Source organism: Pseudomonas thivervalensis (assembly GCF_001269655.1).
GTDB classification, from domain to species: domain Bacteria; phylum Pseudomonadota; class Gammaproteobacteria; order Pseudomonadales; family Pseudomonadaceae; genus Aquipseudomonas; species Aquipseudomonas thivervalensis.
On sequence record NZ_LHVE01000006.1, the window covers coordinates 34,929 to 53,293 of the forward strand.

Sequence of the window (18,365 nt, forward strand, 5' to 3'; positions counted from 1 at the left end):
TGCTCCCGCTCGGTTGCGCAGCAGCCGCAAAGCTTGGGGCCGCTGCGCAGCCCAGCGGGAGCAAGCTCCCTCGCCACAATGATGCCCGACTTCAAAGGGTGTGTTTCAACCACCAGGATCGCTCACCTGGATATAGACCGAATACGCCCCCAGCAATACCCAGAACGTGGCAAAGATCCAAGGGGTACGCACCGAGAACAGTAACGACTTGCGGTAGCCCTTGTGGGTCGATTCCCGCTCGCTGAACAGCGGCGATTCGTCATAAGCCAGGCCCATCAAGGGTTCGGCGCGCAATAGCTCACTCTGTTTGAAATGCCAATGATCGATGATCTCGTAGGCCGCCTTGATGCCCGGCCACGCATTGAGCGAACTCAAAAATCCGAGCAAGGCCAGGAATGGCGGCACGATCAGCGTGAACAACTTGCCCCACTCCGGGTTCAGGTTGGCCATGCACGAGGCAAAGGCGATCACCAGGAAGGATTGGGCGGCCAGGTAAGCATCGGTTCGGTTGGCCAGGATACTGGTTTCGTATTGGATTTCCCGGCGATAGAAATCCAGTCGCTCCTTGGGCGAGCCGAACAGTTGGGCGTTGTGTTCCGTCAGTTCTTCTTCCGGGGTGGGCCCGGTGAGTATTCTGGGCATTGCGCAGGTTGTGCCTCGGTGATGATTCGGACTCATTAGAAGAACCCGGTCCGCGGCAAGTTCAAGCCAAAGGACCACAGGTGCAGCAAAATCCGAGGAAACGCTGCCCAAGCGCCAAGGTCTCTACTGTGTAAAGGCTAGAGGACCGTTGCGTGGATTATCTTGGATGGGTGCAATGGCCGGCGATGCTCGTCACGGTGCTGGCCGCCTGGTTGATCGGCTCACGCCAACCCCGACGTCGGGTGGCGGGCTTCAGTTGTTTTATGGCGAGCAACATTCTGTGGGTGGTCTGGGGGCTGCATACGGATGCGTATGCATTGATCGTGTTGCAGTTTTGCCTGTGTGCGATGAATTTGCGTGGGTTCAAGAAGAACACCGAATAGGCGTTCGCTCTTGTGGCGAGGAAGCTTGCTCCCGCTGGGCTGCGAAGCAGCCCTAAAGGCAGGCGAGCGCTACGCACTCGAGCGGGAGCAAGCTCCCTCGCCACAGGAGACACCATTGCCTTCCTGACTATTTCATCGTCTGCCCAATGATCTGCATCAGGTCAATCTGCTTGAACGGCTTGATCAACCGAGGCAATTGCGCGGCGAACCCCTCCAGGCGCTCGGCATAACCGGTGGCCAGGATGATAGGCAGGGTCGGTTGGCGATCACGCAACAATTTCGCCAGTTGCGCGCCGTCCATCTGCGGCATGGCCATGTCAGTGATCACCAGGTCGATGTCCAGGTTGCGCTCATACAGTTCCAACGCCTGAGCCCCCGATGGCGCGCAAAGGACTCGGTGCCCCAGGTCTTCGATCAACAGGCGCGTGCTGGTCAGCACCAGGCTGTCATCGTCGACCACCAGCACTTTCAACTCGTGGACCGGCGGCGCGGCCTCCTCGACCGCCGCTTTGCCTGGGGCGGAATCGCCAGCCACCGGCAACCACAGTTCGGCGGTGGTCCCGACGCCTTTCCGGCTTTTGAGCGTCAAGCGGCCGCCCAGCTGTTCCGCCAGGCCATGCACCATGGACAGCCCCAGGCCCGTGCCCTTGCCGACGCCCTTGGTGGTGAAGAACGGGTCCACGGCCGAAGCCAGCGTGGCTTCGTCCATGCCCTCGCCTTCATCGGTTATCGTCAGGCAAATGTAGCGCCCGGGTGCCATTGGCTTGTCCGGCGCGGCATCGGCCCCCTGCCGCTCATCGGCGGTGATCATGATCTGGCCGCCATGGGGCATGGCGTCCCGGGCATTGGTCGCCAGGTTGAGAATCGCCAGCTCCAGTTGGTTGACATCGGCCAGCACCGGCGACAGCGCCTCGTCAAAACGGGTCTGGATGTGTATCGACGGGCCCAGGGAGCTTTGCAGCAGGCCGCTGATGCCCTGCACCAGGGCCGACAGCTCGACCGATTCGTAGGTGAGTTTCTGCCGACGGGCGAACGCCAGCATGCGTTGGGTCAACGAAACCCCGCGCAGCGCGCCTTGGGTCGCGTTATCCAGCAATTGAGTAAGTTTCGGCTCGCCAGGCATGCGCTTGCGCACGATTTCCAGGTTGCCAAGGATCACCGTCAACAGGTTATTGAAGTCATGGGCTATACCCCCGGTGAGCTGACCGATGGCTTGCAGTTTCTGGGATTGGAACAGTGCCTCACGGGCCTGCTCAAGGGCCTGCTGGGCCTGGGTAGCGTCGGTGATGTCACGGGTGATCTTGGCAAACCCCAACAGCGTGCCGGTATCGCTGCGAATCGCATCGATGACCACGTGGGCCATGAAGCGCGTGCCATCCTTGCGCATGCGCCAGCCCTTTTTCTCGAAACGCCCTTCGCTGGCGGCGATGCTCAATGCGCGCTGGGGCTCGCCAGCATCGCGGTCCTCAGGGGTGTAGAACATCGAGAAATGCCGGCCGATGGCTTCCACCGGCAGATACCCCTTGATCCGCTGTGCCCCCAGGTTCCAGTTGGTGACCTGTCCTTCCGGGTCGAGCATGTAGATGGCGTAATCGGTGACGCTTTGCACCAGCAAGCGAAACTGCTGCTCGCTTTGCTTGAGGGTTTCCTCGGCCATCTTGCGGTCGGTCAGGTCGCGGGTGATCTTGGCGAAGCCGAGCAAGGTGCCGCTCTGGCTGTCGATGATCGGATCGATTACCACATGGGACCAGAACAGTGTGCCGTCCTTGCGCACCCGCCAGCCCTCGCCTTCGAAACGCCCTTCCTGCACGGCCGTGTCCAGCGCCCGTTGCGGCAGGCCGGCGGCGCGGTCCTGATCGGTGTAGAACCGGGAGAAATGCTGGCCGAGGATCTCGGCTTCCTCGTAGCCTTTGAAACGCCTGGCGCCAGAGTTCCAACTGGTGATGATGCCCGAAGGGTCGGTCATGTAGATGGCGTAGTCGACCACCGCATCGATGAGCAGGCGAAAGCGCTGTTCCTCATTGATGAGTGGGGTCTTGGAGTCGTTCTCGAGCATCTGGCCGGGGCATCCGTGTGGATTTTTTGCGAATTATGGAACAAGTCTGGCGTCAGGAAAAACCATTGAATAAATCAGCGGGTCTCTAGAAGACTCACAAGCTCAAGTCCTGCTCGACTCCCTGTGGGTGCGCGGTGTGTTTCCGGGGTGACCGACCACCAACGCGGCAACAATTGCTGCACCCTGGCCTCGCCAAACCGATCGTCGATCAGCATCACCACCCCACGGTCCTGTTGGGTGCGGATGACGCGGCCGGCGGCCTGTACGACCTTTTGCAGCCCGGGATACAAATAAGTGTAGTCATAGCCGTCGCCGAAAATCGCCGCCATGCGCTGTTTCATCTGCTCATTGACCGGGTTGAACTGCGCCAGCCCCAAGGTGGCGATGAAGGCGCCGATCAGGCGTGAGCCCGGCAAGTCGATGCCCTCTCCAAACGCACCGCCCAGCACGGCAAAACCAATGCCCTGGCTGTGCTCCATGAAGCGTTCGAGAAATGCCTGCCGAGGGGCTTCGCCCATGCCCCGCGATTGCGTCCAGAGGGCGATCTGCGGGTATCGCTCAGCAAACAGCCCGGCCACCTGCTGCAAGTAATCGAAGCTGCTGAAAAAAGCCAGGTAGTTGCCCGGGCGCTCGCTGAACTGGCGGGCCATCAACGTGACGATCGGCTCCAGGGACGCCTGGCGATGGGCAAAACGGGTGGAAATGCGGCTGACAACCTGGACGTCCAGTTGCTCGGCCTTGAACGGCGATTCGACATCGATCCACACCGTGTCGTCCGGCGTCCCCAGTAAGTCTGCGTAATAATGCCGAGGGCTCAGGGTCGCCGAGAACAGCACGGTGCTGCGGGCCGCCGTCAGCCTGGGCCGCAGGAACGCGGCCGGCACCACGTTGCGCAGGCACAGCGTCGACAGACTACGCTGGCGGCCGAGCTCGCGCTTGTGGATGTCGAACAGAAAGTGCTCGTCGAACGTTTCCGCCACCCGGCCAAACTGCAAGGCGTCGAAGTAGAACGCCTGCAGTGCGCTGTCCAGGCCCTGGGGATGATCGTTGAGGTAATCGCCGATGGCGGTGGTACAGGTGGCCAAGGCCTGGAGCAGTTTTTCCGGGAGCTTTTCATAAGCCTGATAGGCCGCCACCTGGGGCGTATGCAAGGCGTTCCATTGGCGATTGACCCGTTCCAGGGACTTCTTCAGCGCTTCGGGGGCGGTCTTGCGCACGCTGCTCAGCGTGGCCTGGCCGAGGGTCGCGCTGTACATCTGCCGCCCCCGGTCCACCAGGTTATGGGCCTCGTCCACCAGGGTCGCGACGGTCCAGTGATTGGCCTGGGCCAGGCCGAAGAGCAAGGCGCTGAAGTCGAAGTAATAGTTGTAGTCGGCCACCACCACGTCAACCCAACGGGCCATTTCCTGGCTGAGGTAATACGGGCAGACCTCATGGACCAGGGCAATCTCGCGCAAAGCCGCCTGGTCGAGCATCGTGACCCGGCTCGCCGCCGCACGGGCGCCCGGCAAGCGGTCGTAGAACCCCCGGGCCAGCGGGCAGGATTCGCCATGGCAGGCTTTGTCCGGGTGTTCGCAGGCCTTGTCCCGGGCGATCATTTCCAGCACCCGCAACGGCATCGACGGCGCGCTGTCGGTGATCACGCGCGCCGCGTCCAGGGCCAATTTGCGCCCCGGGGTTTTCGCCGTGAGGAAGTAGACCTTGTCCAGTTGCTGCGGCGCCAGGGCCTTGAGCAGCGGAAACAAGGTACCGACGGTCTTGCCAATGCCGGTGGGCGCCTGGGCCATCAGGCAGCGGCCGGTACTGACCGCCTTGAACACCGATTCGGCCAAGTGCCGTTGTCCCGGCCTGAAACCCGCATGGGGAAATGCCAGCGCCTGGGCGCCGAGGTTGCGCGCCTGTCGATGGGCCATTTCCTGCTCGGCCCAAGCCAGGAACGACGCGCATTGTTCCTCGAAAAAGGCTTGCAGTTGCGCCGCCTCGAAGCGTTGGTTGATGCAGGTTTCCTTTTCGCTGACGATGTCGAAATACACCAGGGCCACGTCGATGTGCGGCAATTGCAGCTTCTGGCACATCAGCCAGCCATAGATCTTCGCCTGGGCCCAATGCAACTGGCGATGGTTGGCCGGTTGTTTGCTCAAATCGCCCCGGTAGGTCTTCACTTCTTCCAGGCACTGGCGAGCCGGGTCGTAGCCGTCGGCCCGGCCTTTGACGCTCAGTGTCTGGTAATGACCTTCGAGGGCCACTTCAGCCTGATAGCCCTCGCTGCGCCGCGAGGCGACGGTACGGTGGCCGGCGATGCCTTCCAGGGCTGTCGGCGAGGGTGTGAAGCGCAGGTCAAGGTCGCCCACCTTGGCGGTGAACTCACACAGCGCCCGCACCGCGATGCTGTAGCTCGGTGCTGGGTTCATGTGGCCCCATCGCGAGCGAGCTCGCTCGCGATAGCGGACTCCGCCCATTGCACATAACAGACGGCGACCGGCATCTGGTGCTCATGACAGAACTCCAGCCAGCGCAGTTGGTTGTCTTGCAGGCGATCGCCGGGGCCTTTGACTTCGATCATGCGGTAGGTCTTTTGCTGCGGCCAGAACTGGATCAGGTCCGGCATGCCGGCGCGGTTGGCCTTGATGTCCAGCAGCAGGCGCTGGAACCAGTGCTTGAGGTGCTCGGCCGGCAGGCAATCGAGGGCTTGCTCCAGCAAGGGCTCGGACAATGCGCCCCAGAACACGAATGGCGATTGCACGCCCCACTTTTCGGCGTAACGGCGGCCAATGGTCTGCCGATAGCGGCCATCGTCCAACTCCGCCAGGCAGGCCGCGAACAACTCGGCGCGACGGGCCTGGAAGTCCTCGTTGAGCAGGTCGACCGGCCCGCGCTGGAACGGGTGGAAAAACGCCCCCGGCAACGGCGCGAAGATCGCCGGCCAGCACAGCAGGCCGAACAGCGAATTGATCAGGCTGTTCTCGACGTAATGCACCGGCGCGGCTTCGTCGTGCAAATGCGCCTGGACGTGGTACTCCACCGACAAGGCCGGATCGACGCGAGGCAGATGCAGCTCCAGGCGCTCCACTTCCCGGGCCATGGTCCGTGGCACTGGCGGGCCGCCCAGCTTGCGCCGCAGACGAGGCACGATCCGCAGCAAGGCCTGGGTTTCGGCGGCACTTTGCGGGGCCTGCGCCGCCGCCTCGCCCAGTTCAAGGGCCAGGGCGTATTCGCCAATGCGCTCCAGCACCCGGACCATTCGCAGCCGCGCGCCCGGGTAGGTGCAATCGCGATAGATACACAAGGCCAAGGCGAAATCACCGATCCGCTCGCCGTGCTGGCCAATCTGGAACAATAACTTGCCCCGCCGCCGTTCCAGCCACGGATTGTCCAAGGACAGTTCTTTGATCTGGGCGACGATTTCGTCCACGGGCTCGCCGGCTTCGAAGCGCTGCTGGCAATCGTGCAGGAACAGACAGGCATCGACATCTTCACGGCTGCGCAAGCCCCGTGACTCGGCGCTGAACTCGACAGTTTCGTAGGTGAAGATGCCCAGCTCGGCCAGGACGAATTCCGACCAGTCCTGGTAAAGATTGCCAAAGAACATCAATCGCAGCCTGTCGCACAGTTGCATGATCGTCAGGCTGTACAGGCGGTCGTCGAGTTGCGGGCACCAGGCACGGAACGGCTGAGGCGGATTGGAATGATCGTCCAAGGCCTGGAGCCATTCGGTCTTTTTCGCCTTCGGGTGTTCGATGAGGTGGCCCAGGCACTGGAGGATTTCCGCCTTGAGCAACACCTCGAACAGCTCGACGAGCCCGATCGGGGCCTGTTCATCGACCCAACCCAGCGCCAGCAAAGGCTCTATGGCGGCGCCAATGTCGCCGATTTCCGGATAGCTCAGCTTGCCATGGCGAAACCGCAGCCCTTTGCGCATCACCATCCGCACCAGCAAGCCCTGGGAGGCACGGGGTAACGCCGCGAAATCATCGATGAAGCGCTGCTCTTCACGACTGAGCACATCGGCATAACGCTGGGTCAACCACGCGAGCACTTGCTGGAAGTTGTTCAGGTAATAGAACGGATCGTCGAGAGAACGGGCTGCCACGGAAAGAAACGCCAAGGAGTCAGGTACTGGTTATGCATACAGATAACAGCTGTAAACCCGCCAGGCAACCGCAAAAGATGAACGGTCTCCTATATTTAAGGTGAAATCCTTCAGTTGGCGATGAACTTTCCTACAACAAGCGAGACCAATGGCGGTTAGCTAAGATGATGGCGCGGTCGAATCAGCTGCTCCGTGTCCTTTTGATTTGAGAGGTTATGGTTATGAACATTAGGTTTCTGGGCCTGCCCCTGGTTGCCGTGGCATTTATGGCGTTGGCTGGCTGCGCGTCGCCCACCGTAGTGACCTTGCAGAACGGTACCCAGTATTTGACCAAGGACACCCCTAACACCCGCACCGCCGACGGTTTCTACGAGTTCGAGGACATTTCCGGCAGGAAAGTCCGGGTCCGCGCCGATGATGTGGCCACCATTCGCAAGGAAGACTGATTTCCAGTGGTTCGCCTGATGCACCGCGATCGCGAGCAAGCTCGCTCCCACAGGTTCCGGCGGTGAACACAAATACTGCATTCACCCAAGATCCCCCTGTGGGAGCGGTGGGTCAGCCACAGCAAGTCTGGATGTGCCGGCCCAATCGCGAGCAGGCTCGCTCCCACAAAGGCTCGGAGGTGAATACAAAGACTGTATAAACCTGTGATCCACTGTGGGAGCGAGCTTGCTCGCGATAGCGGTATCAGGTGAACACGATCCCTTCGCCGCCAACCTGCCCGATACCAACCCCCACCAAGGTCACAGAACTGTCGCCAACCTTGAGCAGCGTGTCATTGCCCACTTGTGACAGGTAATCGCTGTAGTCATGGCCGGCCACGGCACCCGGTACGCCGAGGAACACCAGCTTGTCCCCCGCCTCATAACCACTGATCCGGTCCTGGCCGAACGCGCCGTTGAAAAGGAAGGTGTCGCTGCCACCGCCCGATTGCATCAGGTCGTTTCCCACACCGCCGACGAAGGTGTCGTTACCCGCGCCACCCACCAGTACATCGTTGCCGTCCTGGCCGAACAGCCAGTCACCCTTCGCCCCCGCCATCAGGGTGTCGTTGGCCGCGCTGCCCTTGACCGAAGACGCATACGCCGTCAGGTTGGCGCCCGCCACCAGGCCATTGGCGGTGACGCTGTGGCTCACCTCATCCTTGAGCAACCCCCAGAACAATCCGGACTCTTTACTGACCAAGGTGCCAATGTCGCGGGTGATGCTGATCGCGCCATGGGCATCGCGCAGGTACAGCGTCCCGGCACCGTTATGGGCGAAACTGAAATCCTTCACCGACTGCTGCAGTTGCAGGCTGTTGCTGCCCTGCCCGCCCAGTATCACGTTGTAGCCACCGCCATCGCGAAAGGTATCGTTGCCGGCGCGGCCTTCCAGGTAGTCGTTGCCCTGGCCGCCCTGGATCAAGTCATTGCTGTCACTGCCAATGATGAACGTGCTGCCGGTGTGGGTTTCGGCATTGCGGTTGAGGTCCTGGACCCAGGTAGTGGCCCGCGCAGGGTCCGACAGGTTGGCGACGATGACGGTGGAGTCCTTTTCGGTGAGGTCGTAGAACGCCGAGCCCATGATCCGGCCCATGCCATCGCTGTAGCCGCTGGGCAGGTGGGAAATCCAGGTGGGAATGTTGAGGATGGAAAACGGCAACACGTTCCAAGCCGCCGAAGCGTAGTGGTCATTGAAACTGACGATGTTATTGGTGGCCGAGTCCTGCTGCACATCGTGCACGCCCACCGACGCGAGGTTGAACGTCGAGCCGTCCAGGGCGCGGAACACCGGATCGTTCTCGTAGCCGATGTTCAACACCTTGTCGGTACTGCTCTGGGTTGGCGAGGCGTAAGCGATGTAGTTGGCATCGGCGTAGAAACCTGACCATTTATTGGCGCTCAAGTCCGCCAGGCTGTTGACCGCCAGCCCACCCAGGCTGTGTCCGCTGACCAGCACGTCCGCGCCCGTCAGGCCATGGGCCTGGGCAAACTTCGCGACGTCCCCCAGCAGGCTGCCAAAGGCTTCGCCGGCATAGTTTTTTGCATAGTCCTTGGGGCCCAGCGCGGCCATCAGGTCGTTGATCACGTCGCCGATGGAATCGCCAATCAGGTTTTCCCGGGGGCCGCTGGTGCCGCGAAACGACACGCCGATTTCCTGCAATTGCCCCGTTGCGTCGTACTTGCCAAGGATCTCCACCTGCGCGGTGGTGTAGCCGGCCTTTTCGCCAAAGAACGTCCCGCGACCGTCCACCTTGCCGGTGTAGCCCAGTTGCGTGGCGCTGATGGGCGTCCAGCCGGCTTTCTGCACAGCCTCCAGGGCGAGTTTTTCCGAATCGGGATTCCACGGCACGCCGGGAATCACCCCTTGGGAATCGGTGCCCCCCAGCAGCGCGGTCACCAGGGTCGCCGGCAGGCCCGCACCGAAGCCGTTGTGCTGGTACCCGGCGGCAAAGCCGTGATCGAGGTTGTGGTAGGAATACAGCATGATCGCCATTGCGTCGCTGGCCAGTGCCTTGGATTCGGTGGTGCCGAAGTTCTTGTAGTCGTAGATACCCATGGTGGTTGCTCACTTTTTGTTGTTGGAATGCTATAACCGGGCGGGCTGCGCCCTGTAGGAGCTGCCGAAGGTTGCGATCTTTTGATCTTTCGCTTGAGATTCAAGTGTCCTTGGAAAGATCGCAGCCTCGTTGCACTCGACAGCTCCTACACAGCTCCTACGCGGCACCTTCGCCGTCAGAACTGCCAATCCAGCGTCAGGCCTACGCCATGGGTTTTATCCCGGGCGCCGATCAGGCCGTTGTAATCCAGGTTGACCCGCACATCCTTGGCGACCGCGAGCCCGGCACGGGCACCGACCGCCGCAGCGTTGCGGTCCATGGACACGCTCTGCACCGCGAAGGTGTTGCTGCTGCCGGCGAATGCCAAGTCCTGTTCGGAGGTGGTGTTGCTCAAGTTGTGCTGCCAGCCGAGGGAGCCGGACAGTTGCAGTTGCTGTTGATCCGACAGCGCCAGGGTGTGGCTGGCCCGCACGCCCAGGGTCGAGAGCACGGCATCGCGCCGGTCGTCACCACCGTGCAGGGCGGCGTTGTCGCCTTTCTCATGGAAGCTGTCGCTGTCCAGATGCACGTAGGCCAGGTTGGCGAACGGTTCCAGGGCCACCGGTTGCAGATCGAGGCGATACGCCGCTTCGGTAAAGAGCTGGGTGGTTCGGGCATCGCGCTTGGTTTTCTCCCGGCCACTGACGTCGCCCCATTGCAGGTCACGCTTGACGTCGATGCGATGCCAACTGTGGGCGGCGCCGACGGTCAGGCGCAGTGCGTCGATCTCATGCCCCAAATAGACACCCAGGTGGTAGCTGTCGGCCTTGGCCGAAGAATGGGTGCCGTCGCCCATGCTCAACGAGCTGTCGCTGTAGCCGGTGACGAAGCCCAGTCGCGTCTGCTCAGCGATCAGCCCATCCACACCGGCCAGCAAGCCACCGATGGAGCTGGTCGTGGCGGCGCTATCATGTCCACCCTCGTTCTTGCCCCAAGCGCCCAGCACCTTGAACCAGGCATTGCTGCTGGCATCGGTCGGCGTACCGGCGTCGTAGAGTGCGTCCTGGCGCAGGCGATCGCCCACGGCGTCGCGCAAATGGCGGCTGTCGCTGATCAACAGCGTGCCGATGGCCGGGTGAATCTCGCCGGACAACTGCTGGAACGCCTGTTGTGCCACGGCGGCGCTGGGTGCCAGCAGCAGCGCCTCGTACAGCCCGTTGCCGGCGCCCAGTTGCTCGGCGGCAGCGGCCACGGAACGCTGGTTGGGCGTCCGGGCGAGGCTGGCAAATGACGCGTCGTTGCGCTCGACCGCCAGTTGAATGCCGCTGGCGCCGTAGGCCAGGTCGCCCCCTAGAAACGCGTAGTTGGGCAACACTTCGGCGAAACGCCCATTAATGCCACCGGCGGCCTGCAGGATGTTGAATTGCCGGCCCAGCAGGCTTTTCACTTCGCCAGCCGTCAGCAGCGTCGAGCTGTTTTCCAGGGACAGCGACACCGTCGCCCCATCAATGGAAGCCTCGCCGCCGGCCACGATCAGGTCACTGGAGGTAGGCGAGACTTCCACCGCGTAGTTCGAACCGGGTTGGAACGTCACGTCGCCGGCCACTTGCAAGGTGCCGATGGAGTTACCCGGCGCCACGCTGCCGCCACGGTTGGCGGTCAGGCTGGCGATGCGCCCGTTGCCGCCGAGGATGCCGCCGTCATTGACGGTAACCGCCGACACCAAGGAGCCATTGATCGCCAGCCGCCCTTGATTGACCAGGGTCGGCCCGCTGTAGGTGTTTTCGCCGGTGAGCACCAGGGTGCCGATGCCTTCCTTGGTCAGCCCGCCATGGCCGGCGATGTCATTGCGCCAAAGGTCCAGGCCACATTGGATGCCGCTGCACACCCGCTCCGTGGGTTTGCCGGCATCGATGATCGCGCCGATGCCCGGCAGGTCCGCCACGAGTTGACCGGAGCCATAGGCGCCATCGATGCGAAATTCCTCGGGAATGTCCTGCTCGGTCACCAACATCGACGGACCGTCGATGGCCTTGCCCAGGTTGATCATGCCCCAGCCATACAACGAATCGACGCCCGGCGCGCCCATGTCGGTGGCGGTGGTGCGCAGCACGCTGGCGACCTGATCACCGGTCATGTAAGGGAAACGCTCCATCAACACCGCCACGCTGCCGGCGACATGGGGCGCAGCCATGGACGTGCCGCTCTTGTTGGCGTAGCCCACGGTCAGGTCGTCGGCATTGGTGCCACCGATCACGGCACTGTAGACCCGGGTGCCCGGTGCCGACACGCAGAAGCTGGCGCTGTAGCCGCAGCGCGACGAGAAGGTACTGAGTGTGTACGGATCGGGGCTGGCGGTATCCGGGTTGACTTGCAACGCCGCCACGGTGAGCCAGTTCGGCGCGATGTCCGGAACGAAATACGCCAGGCCCGCGATGGCATCGGGGTTGTTGAGGTTGTAGTCGTTGCCGGCGGCGAAAATCGTCACGATCCCGCTGCGAGCCGCGGCAATGGCGCCCTCGTAGGCACCGCCGGGCTTGGTGCCCAGCAACGGCTGGATCTGATCGAATTGCAGTTGCGCATCCTGCACAGTGAAGTGCGGAAACGCCGGATCACGACCGCCCTGGTCGAAGCGGTCGGTGATGCCGATGCCCCAACTGTTGTTGATGATCCGTGCGCCGCTGGCGATCAACGCGTCCCAGCCCGCCTTGTACACCGCGCCGTCGTTGCCCCGGATGATGCCGTCCTCGGGGCCCGGGTCGCCGTTGTCGGCGCTGATGATCTGCGCATCGAACGCCACGCCATGCATCGGCCCGCCATCGCGACTGCCGGCGGCGATCCCACCGACGTGGGTGCCATGGGAACCCAGCTTGCCGTCCGAGCCGACGGAGGGTGAACCATCGTAGCGGAACGGATCACCGGCCTTCACCGGGATGTAGGGGTCGGTGTACTCGCGGATGCCGCTGGTGACCAAGGTCACGACTTTGCCGGTGCCGGAGAACTCCGGGTGCGCCGCGTAGACCGGCTGGTCGAAGATCCCCAGTTTGACGCCCTTGCCGGTGTACCCGGCGGCGTAGGCCTGCTGCGCATTGATCGCACCCAGGCCCCATTCGGCGTCGAATTCGCTGCTGCGCCAACTAGCCGGGTCACCCGTCCTGCCGCCCTCGACATAAGGCGCCGCCTGGGCCGTGCCCAAAGTCGCCAGGGCGCAGAGCATGGCGTGGTTGAGGGTCTTGAGCAGGAACACGCGACCTCTCGGCCCGGGTTGTTTTTTGTTATCGATTTTCATCACGAACCATCCTTAGTTACTGCAAAAATCCTGTGCTCTGCGCGGCCTGATGAGGCTTGCCCCAACCTCTGTGGCAGGCCTTGGCTTATTTAATAGGCCCTGGTTTTGTAGCTTGCCTTGCCTTGCCTTGCCTTGCCTTGCCTTGGCCTTTGTGGCGAGGGAGCTTGCTCCCGCTGGGCTGCGCAGCGGCCCCCAAAAAGCCTGCGAGCGCTTCGCACTCGAGCGGGAGCAAGCTCCCTCGCCACAACGGCATCCTCGCTATCATTGAACGTCCACGCGGGACACAAACGCCTCATCCACCTTCGCCAAATCCTGTGCGCCGAGGGTGCCGGCGTAGTAATGCAGCTTGGTCCAGGCCATGAGGTAGTCGTAGCGGGCCTGGGCCAGGTCGCGGCGGGTGGTGTAGAGCTGTTGCTCGGCATTGAGCGCATCGAGGTTGACCCGCTCGCCGCCGAGAATGCTTTGCCGGGTCGAGACCACCAGCGCTTCGGCGGAGCTCAGGGCTTTCTGGTAGGCCCGCAGTTTGTTCACCCCCGACACGCAGGCGCTGAACTGCCGGCGCAACTCGATCAACGTCTCGCGGGTCTTGGCCTCCAGCTCGTATTCGGCCTGCTCCATATTGCGACTGGCCTGGCGCGTCGACGCCGAGACCCCACCGCCGGCGTACAGCGGCACGCTGACTTCCAGGCCGATGGTGTTGGTGTCGTAGCGCTGGTTGTAGGTGTTGCCACTTTCCGATTCGTTTTGGCGCATCGTCGCGTAGGCATTGACCTTGGGCAGGTGCCCGGCACGGTTGCGTTCTACCTCGAAGCGCGCCACGTCCACCGCCTGGCGCTGGGACGCCAGGCTGGGGTTATTGCTCACCGCCAGCTCATGCCAGGTGTCGAAACTGGCCGGCTGCAAGGCGAAGGTCTGGAAGGTGTCGTGCAAGGGAGCCAGGTCGTCGATGTCCAGGGCCGGGACACCAATCAACGAACCCAGCTCACGCAAGGCGGCATCCTGCTCATCCCGCGCCTCGATTTCTTCGGCGATTGCCAGTTCATAGCGCGCCTGCGCCTCAAGGATGTCGGTGCGGGTCCCTTCGCCCTGGCGAAACAGCTGTTCGTTCTGCTGGAATTGCTGCTCGAAAGCCTTTTTCTTGGCCCGGGCAATGTCGATCTGGTCCTGGGCGAACAGCGCCTGTGTGTACTGGCTCAGCACCCGCACCAGCAGCGCCTGGCTCTTGTCACGAAAGCTTTCGTCGGCGAACAACGCCTGGGCCACGCCCTTTCGGTAGGCTGCGTACGCCTCATAGTCCAGCAAGGGTTGTTGCAGCGTCAGGCTGGAGCCGTAGCTGCTGTAGTTGCGATCGTCATGCTGGCTGGCGCCACGGTCATTGAGGTAGGTGACCTTGGACTGGTTGCGGCCCTTGTTGTAGCTGTAGCCCAAGTGTGGCAACAGCCCGGCGCGGCCAATGGCGCGGTTCTCCAGGCCCGCATCGCGCGCCTTGATCGCGCCCAGGTAGACCGGATCATTGCGCAAGGCCTGCTCATAGAACTCGAAGGGCCCCATGGCCCAGGCGCTGTTGCACACGAAAACGGCCAGCACGGCCATCCCATAGAAACGCTTCATACCGCCGGACATCCTTATTCTTCGGTCAATGCAGAGCCAGCTCGGTCGAGCAGCGGTTTGAACAGGTAGTTGAGCAACGAGCGTTCGCCGGTGCGCACGAACATCTCCGCCGGCATGCCAGGCTTGATCACCAAGCCGTTGAGCTTGTCCATCGCCACGTCGCTGACGCTGCTGCGCAGCACGTAGTACGGCGCGCCGGTTTTCTCATCGAGCATCTGGTCGGCGGAAATCAGGCTGACCTCTCCCGGCACCCTGGGCGTGCGGTTCTGGTTGAAAGCCGTGAAAAGGATGTCCGCCGGCAAATGCGGGCCGACCTTGTCGATCAGGTGCACAGGCAGATGCCCTTCCACCTCCAGCCGCGTGCCCTGGGGGACGATTTCCAGCAAGGTATCGCCCTGGCGCACCACCGCGCCTTCGGTGTGCACCCCCAGGTTCACGGCGATGCCGTCGGCGGTGGCGAGGATTTCACTGTGTTGCAGTTCGAACCCGGCGGATTTCAGTTGCTGTTGCAGGGTTTCGCTCTTGAGCTGGGCGTCGGCCAATTGGCTGCGCACTTCTTTCTGGTATTCCTCGTTGTGCTGCTGAAGCTTCAGGCGCGACTCGACGATCCCCTGCTCCACCCGCCCGCTTTCGCCGCTGTTCTGCGCCAGTTCCTGCTGCACTTGCGACAACTGGCGTTGATAGTCCAGCAGGCGGTTGCGCGGAATGTAGCCGTTGTCCGCCAAGGGTTGCAGATTGCCCAGTTGCAAACGCAGGGATTCGGCCTGGGCGGTCAAGTCACTTCGTGCCCGGCGCATGCCCGCCAGTTGCGCCGTGGCGCCCTCGATGCTGGCGCGCAACGCCGCCTGTTCCCGGGCGAACGCTTCACGGCGGCTGCTGAACAGTTGCCGCTGGCCTTCAAGTACCAGGGCCAGGCGTGGATCGGGATCGCGACTCAGCTCTGCCGGGAAACTCACCTGCAACAGGTTGTCCCGCTCGCTTTGCCAACGCGCCAAACTGGCCCAGGACATCCGATACTGGGCTTGCAGCGATTGCACGTCGGCGGCGGCCTGAGTCTGGTCCAGGCGGAACAACGGCTGCCCTTGCTTCACCGCCTCGCCTTCGCGCACCAGGATCCGGCTGACCACCCCGCTGCTCATCGACTGCACCGCCTTACGCTTGCCTGAGACCACCACAGTGCCTTGCACGGGGATGCCCTGGTCCAGCGGCGCCAGGCTGGCCCAGGTGAAAAAACTCCCGGCCCCCACCAGCGCCAGTGCCCAGCCCATGCGGGTAAAGAAACGGGCGTCGCGTTCCGGGTGCTCAAGGTCCTGGGAATGCTCGAGGTTCATGTCGCAATCCTTGCTCATACGCCACCCGGTTTGCTGGCGGACTGGTACTGGCGACTCATGCTCAGTCCGTTGGGTGTCGCCTGTGGGCTGCTCGGTGATGAGTTGCGCGGTGAGTCCGAATGGCCGGACAACGCCCGCAGCACTTGCTGGCTCGGGCCGAAGGCTTGTAGTCGACCGTCATCGAGCACCAACAACTTGTCGGCCTGGGCCAATGCCGAAGAGCGATGGGTGACCAGCACGACGCTGGTGCCCTGGGCCTTCATCTGCGCTATGGCACTGGCGAGTGCCGCTTCACCCACCGTGTCGAGGTTGGAGTTGGGCTCGTCGAGCACCACCAGGCTCGGCCGGTCGTACATCGCCCGAGCCAGCGCGACCCGTTGCTTCTGCCCGCCGGACAAACCACCGCCGTCCTCCCCCAGCACCGTGTCGTAGCCCTGGGGCAGGCGCAGGATCAATTCATGAACCCCGGCCTGTTGCGCGGCAGCGACGACTTTCTGCGGATCGGCGTGGCGAAATCGGGCGATGTTTTCGGCGATGCTGCCGCTGAACAGCTCGATGTCCTGGGGCAGGTAGCCGATGTGCGGGCCGAGTTGCTCGCGATTCCAGCGATGAATATCGGCCCCGTCGAGGCGCACCGTCCCCGCGAGAGTCGGCCAGACACCCACCAACACCCGGGCCAGCGTCGACTTTCCCGAACCGGACGCCCCCAGCACACCCAGTACTTCCCCGGCGGCCAGGCTGAAGCTGACCTGCTGCAACGTCGCGTTGCGTTGCCCCGGTGGCCCGGCACTCACGTGTTCGAAACTCACCTGGCCCTTGGGCGCCGGCAGCGTCATAGCGTCATCCTGGGGCGCAAACGCCTGCAACAACGCATCGAGACGGCGATAAGCCAGCTTGGCGCCGCTCCACTGCTTCCACACGGCGATCACCTGGTCGATGGGGCTCAACACCCGTCCCATCAGGATCGAGCCGGCAATCATCATCCCGGCGGTCATGTCGCCCTTGATCACCAACAGCGCGCCCAGGCCCAGCACCAAAGATTGCAGGCACAGGCGCAGGGTCTTGCTCAGCGAACTGATCACCGCGCCGGTGTCACTGGCCTGGTTTTGCAGGCCGAGAAAACGTGTATGCACGGCAAACCAACGGCTGCGCAGCGCCCCGAGCATGCCCATGGCCTGGATCGTCTCGGCGTTGTGCAAGTGGCTGGTGGCCAGTTGGCTGGACTGTTGCGAGTAGACGCTGGCCTGCCCCAGCGCTTTTTTGGTCATGGCCTCGTTCAGGCACGCCAGGCCGATCAACAGCAGCGTGCCGACGGAGGCAAACACGCCGAGCCACACGTTGAACAGGTAGATCACCAGCAGATAGACGGGAAACCACGGCGCATCGAAAAAAGCGAACAGCGCCGGCCCGGTGAGAAATTGGCGAATATGCGTGAGGTCGCCCAGGGATTGCCCGGCGTTGCCTTCGCCCTGACGCAGATTGCGCTCGAACGCGGCCCTGTAGACCTGGAGGTTGAAGCGTCTTTCCAACTGGCTGCCGATGCGGATGACCACGAAGCTGCGGACCATTTCCAGCAGCCCGATGAACACGAAGAAGCCCACCACCATCAACGACAACATCACCAGGGTGGTTTCGTTCTGTGACGACAGCCCGCGGTCATACACTTGGAGCATATAAATCGAAGGTGCGAGCATCAGGACGTTAATCAGCGCGGTAAAACAACCGACACTGATCAGAATGGTTTTATAATCGCCCAGCGCTTTAAACAGCGGCACTGCGGCTGCGCTCCTTGCCCTATTCATGATCTTCCTTGCTGTTGGCTTTGCCAGCGAACCGGCCGTTAGTTCAACTTACCAATCTTTGATGGTTGATGCGGTGCACACCGACATGCACGCCTGTTTGAACAAGCGTGACTCGATGATTACCCAACTGTATAAACTCGTTAATGGGCGCTCTGGGACTTATTCCGTTCAAGCCTAAGTATCAAACCGGACTTCAGGGTCATTTGGTAGTGATGTCCCTGACGCAGCCCCAAGTGTGTCCTGGAGTCTTGCTTGCCGATCAGGGAAAGACCGTCGGGTTCGGTGAACCAACGAACCGGTTCATCTCCCAACCAGTGCCCCAGGCAATCGGTTTGCCCCCCGAGGGTCTGGTCCGCCTTGAGTTCGACCAGGCAGGTGTTGGACGGCTTGTCCTGCAGTGCCTGGCTTTGCGTGGTGTCTTGCGGGCTCGACAGAATTGCCTGCCACTGACCTGCCAACTGCGAGGGTTCTGCTAACAACAGGCTGCGCGCCATGGCGACTTCTCCACAAAACATCATCAGCGTAGCGAGCAACCCGGCGGTTGCCTGAACGCTACAGGGCATGAACTTTCTACACATTTCTTTCATCCTGGCCGGGGTTCTGTAGGAGCTGTCGAGCGGAGCAGCCTCGCTCCGCT

Annotated in this window: 12 protein-coding genes; 2 read left to right on the forward strand and 10 right to left on the reverse strand. The window is 62.4% G+C overall.

Annotated elements, in window-relative coordinates:
* Nucleotides 1-105: 105 nt before the first annotated feature.
* Complete coding sequence (locus AD659_RS06220) at nt 106-642, reverse strand: hypothetical protein (protein WP_053119344.1); 537 nt, start codon at nt 640-642, stop codon at nt 106-108.
* Between the two features lie 152 nt (nt 643-794).
* On the opposite strand from AD659_RS06220, the gene AD659_RS06225 reads away from it, so the two are divergent.
* Nucleotides 795-1,025: a hypothetical protein gene (locus AD659_RS06225; protein ID WP_053119347.1), complete on the forward strand. Its 231-nt coding sequence runs from the start codon at nt 795-797 to the stop codon at nt 1,023-1,025.
* Nucleotides 1,026-1,152: 127 nt separating this feature from the next.
* Here AD659_RS06225 and AD659_RS06230 read toward each other — a convergent pair whose 3' ends face one another.
* The 3 genes from AD659_RS06230 to AD659_RS06240 all read right to left on the reverse strand — a co-directional run bounded on the left by AD659_RS06230 (nt 1,153) and on the right by AD659_RS06240 (nt 7,171).
* Nucleotides 1,153-3,081, reverse strand: a complete 1,929-nt coding sequence (locus AD659_RS06230; RefSeq protein WP_053119349.1) for a hybrid sensor histidine kinase/response regulator — start codon at nt 3,079-3,081, stop codon at nt 1,153-1,155.
* A gap of 74 nt (nt 3,082-3,155) precedes the next feature.
* Complete coding sequence (locus tag AD659_RS06235; RefSeq protein WP_053119350.1) at nt 3,156-5,492, reverse strand: ATP-dependent DNA helicase; 2,337 nt, start codon at nt 5,490-5,492, stop codon at nt 3,156-3,158.
* A complete protein-coding gene (locus tag AD659_RS06240; RefSeq protein WP_053119352.1) occupies nt 5,489-7,171 on the reverse strand; it encodes a VRR-NUC domain-containing protein in 1,683 nt (560 codons plus the stop codon). Before AD659_RS06240 ends, AD659_RS06235 begins: the two co-directional genes overlap by 4 nt.
* 221 nt (nt 7,172-7,392) lie before the next feature.
* Here AD659_RS06240 and AD659_RS06245 point away from each other — a divergent pair, with 221 nt between their 5' ends.
* Complete coding sequence (locus AD659_RS06245; RefSeq protein WP_053119970.1) at nt 7,393-7,617, forward strand: YgdI/YgdR family lipoprotein; 225 nt, start codon at nt 7,393-7,395, stop codon at nt 7,615-7,617.
* Between the two features lie 244 nt (nt 7,618-7,861).
* On the opposite strand, the gene AD659_RS06250 is transcribed toward AD659_RS06245, so the two are convergent.
* From AD659_RS06250 to AD659_RS06275, 6 genes are all read right to left on the reverse strand, one after another.
* The gene (locus tag AD659_RS06250) at nt 7,862-9,715 is read right to left on the reverse strand and encodes a polyurethane esterase (RefSeq protein WP_053119355.1); all 1,854 of its coding nucleotides are present in this window, start codon (nt 9,713-9,715) and stop codon (nt 7,862-7,864) included.
* A 176-nt stretch (nt 9,716-9,891) separates the two neighbouring features.
* Nucleotides 9,892-12,912 carry an autotransporter serine protease gene (locus tag AD659_RS06255; protein ID WP_231987741.1) on the reverse strand — a complete coding sequence of 1,007 codons (3,021 nt, stop codon included), beginning with the start codon at nt 12,910-12,912 and terminating at the stop codon, nt 9,892-9,894.
* A 333-nt stretch (nt 12,913-13,245) separates the two neighbouring features.
* Entirely contained in the window at nt 13,246-14,595 is a 1,350-nt protein-coding gene (locus tag AD659_RS06260) for a TolC family outer membrane protein (protein ID WP_053119358.1), read from the reverse strand.
* Nucleotides 14,596-14,609: 14 nt separating this feature from the next.
* Entirely contained in the window at nt 14,610-15,944 is a 1,335-nt protein-coding gene (locus AD659_RS06265) for an HlyD family type I secretion periplasmic adaptor subunit (protein WP_053119361.1), read from the reverse strand.
* A complete protein-coding gene (locus AD659_RS06270) occupies nt 15,941-17,728 on the reverse strand; it encodes a type I secretion system permease/ATPase (RefSeq protein WP_053119363.1) in 1,788 nt (595 codons plus the stop codon). The genes AD659_RS06265 and AD659_RS06270 overlap by 4 nt, the downstream gene beginning before the upstream one ends.
* Nucleotides 17,729-17,868: 140 nt before the next feature.
* The gene (locus tag AD659_RS06275) at nt 17,869-18,291 is read right to left on the reverse strand and encodes an AprI/Inh family metalloprotease inhibitor (RefSeq protein WP_082343528.1); all 423 of its coding nucleotides are present in this window, start codon (nt 18,289-18,291) and stop codon (nt 17,869-17,871) included.
* Nucleotides 18,292-18,365: the final 74 nt, after the last annotated feature.

What these genes read in the sequence shown, in the direction of transcription:
- AD659_RS06220 (WP_053119344.1), bottom strand. Translation starts at nt 642, where the DNA reads ATGCCCAGAATACTCACCGGGCCCACCCCGGAAGAAGAACTGACGGAA.
- AD659_RS06230 (WP_053119349.1), bottom strand. Translation starts at nt 3,081, where the DNA reads ATGCTCGAGAACGACTCCAAGACCCCACTCATCAATGAGGAACAGCGC.
- AD659_RS06235 (WP_053119350.1), bottom strand. Translation starts at nt 5,492, where the DNA reads ATGAACCCAGCACCGAGCTACAGCATCGCGGTGCGGGCGCTGTGTGAG.
- AD659_RS06245 (WP_053119970.1), top strand. Translation starts at nt 7,393, where the DNA reads ATGAACATTAGGTTTCTGGGCCTGCCCCTGGTTGCCGTGGCATTTATG.
- AD659_RS06250 (WP_053119355.1), bottom strand. Translation starts at nt 9,715, where the DNA reads ATGGGTATCTACGACTACAAGAACTTCGGCACCACCGAATCCAAGGCA.
- AD659_RS06255 (WP_231987741.1), bottom strand. Translation starts at nt 12,912, where the DNA reads ATGCTCTGCGCCCTGGCGACTTTGGGCACGGCCCAGGCGGCGCCTTAT.
- AD659_RS06260 (WP_053119358.1), bottom strand. Translation starts at nt 14,595, where the DNA reads ATGAAGCGTTTCTATGGGATGGCCGTGCTGGCCGTTTTCGTGTGCAAC.
- AD659_RS06265 (WP_053119361.1), bottom strand. Translation starts at nt 15,944, where the DNA reads ATGAGCAAGGATTGCGACATGAACCTCGAGCATTCCCAGGACCTTGAG.
- AD659_RS06270 (WP_053119363.1), bottom strand. Translation starts at nt 17,728, where the DNA reads ATGAATAGGGCAAGGAGCGCAGCCGCAGTGCCGCTGTTTAAAGCGCTG.
- AD659_RS06275 (WP_082343528.1), bottom strand. Translation starts at nt 18,291, where the DNA reads ATGCCCTGTAGCGTTCAGGCAACCGCCGGGTTGCTCGCTACGCTGATG.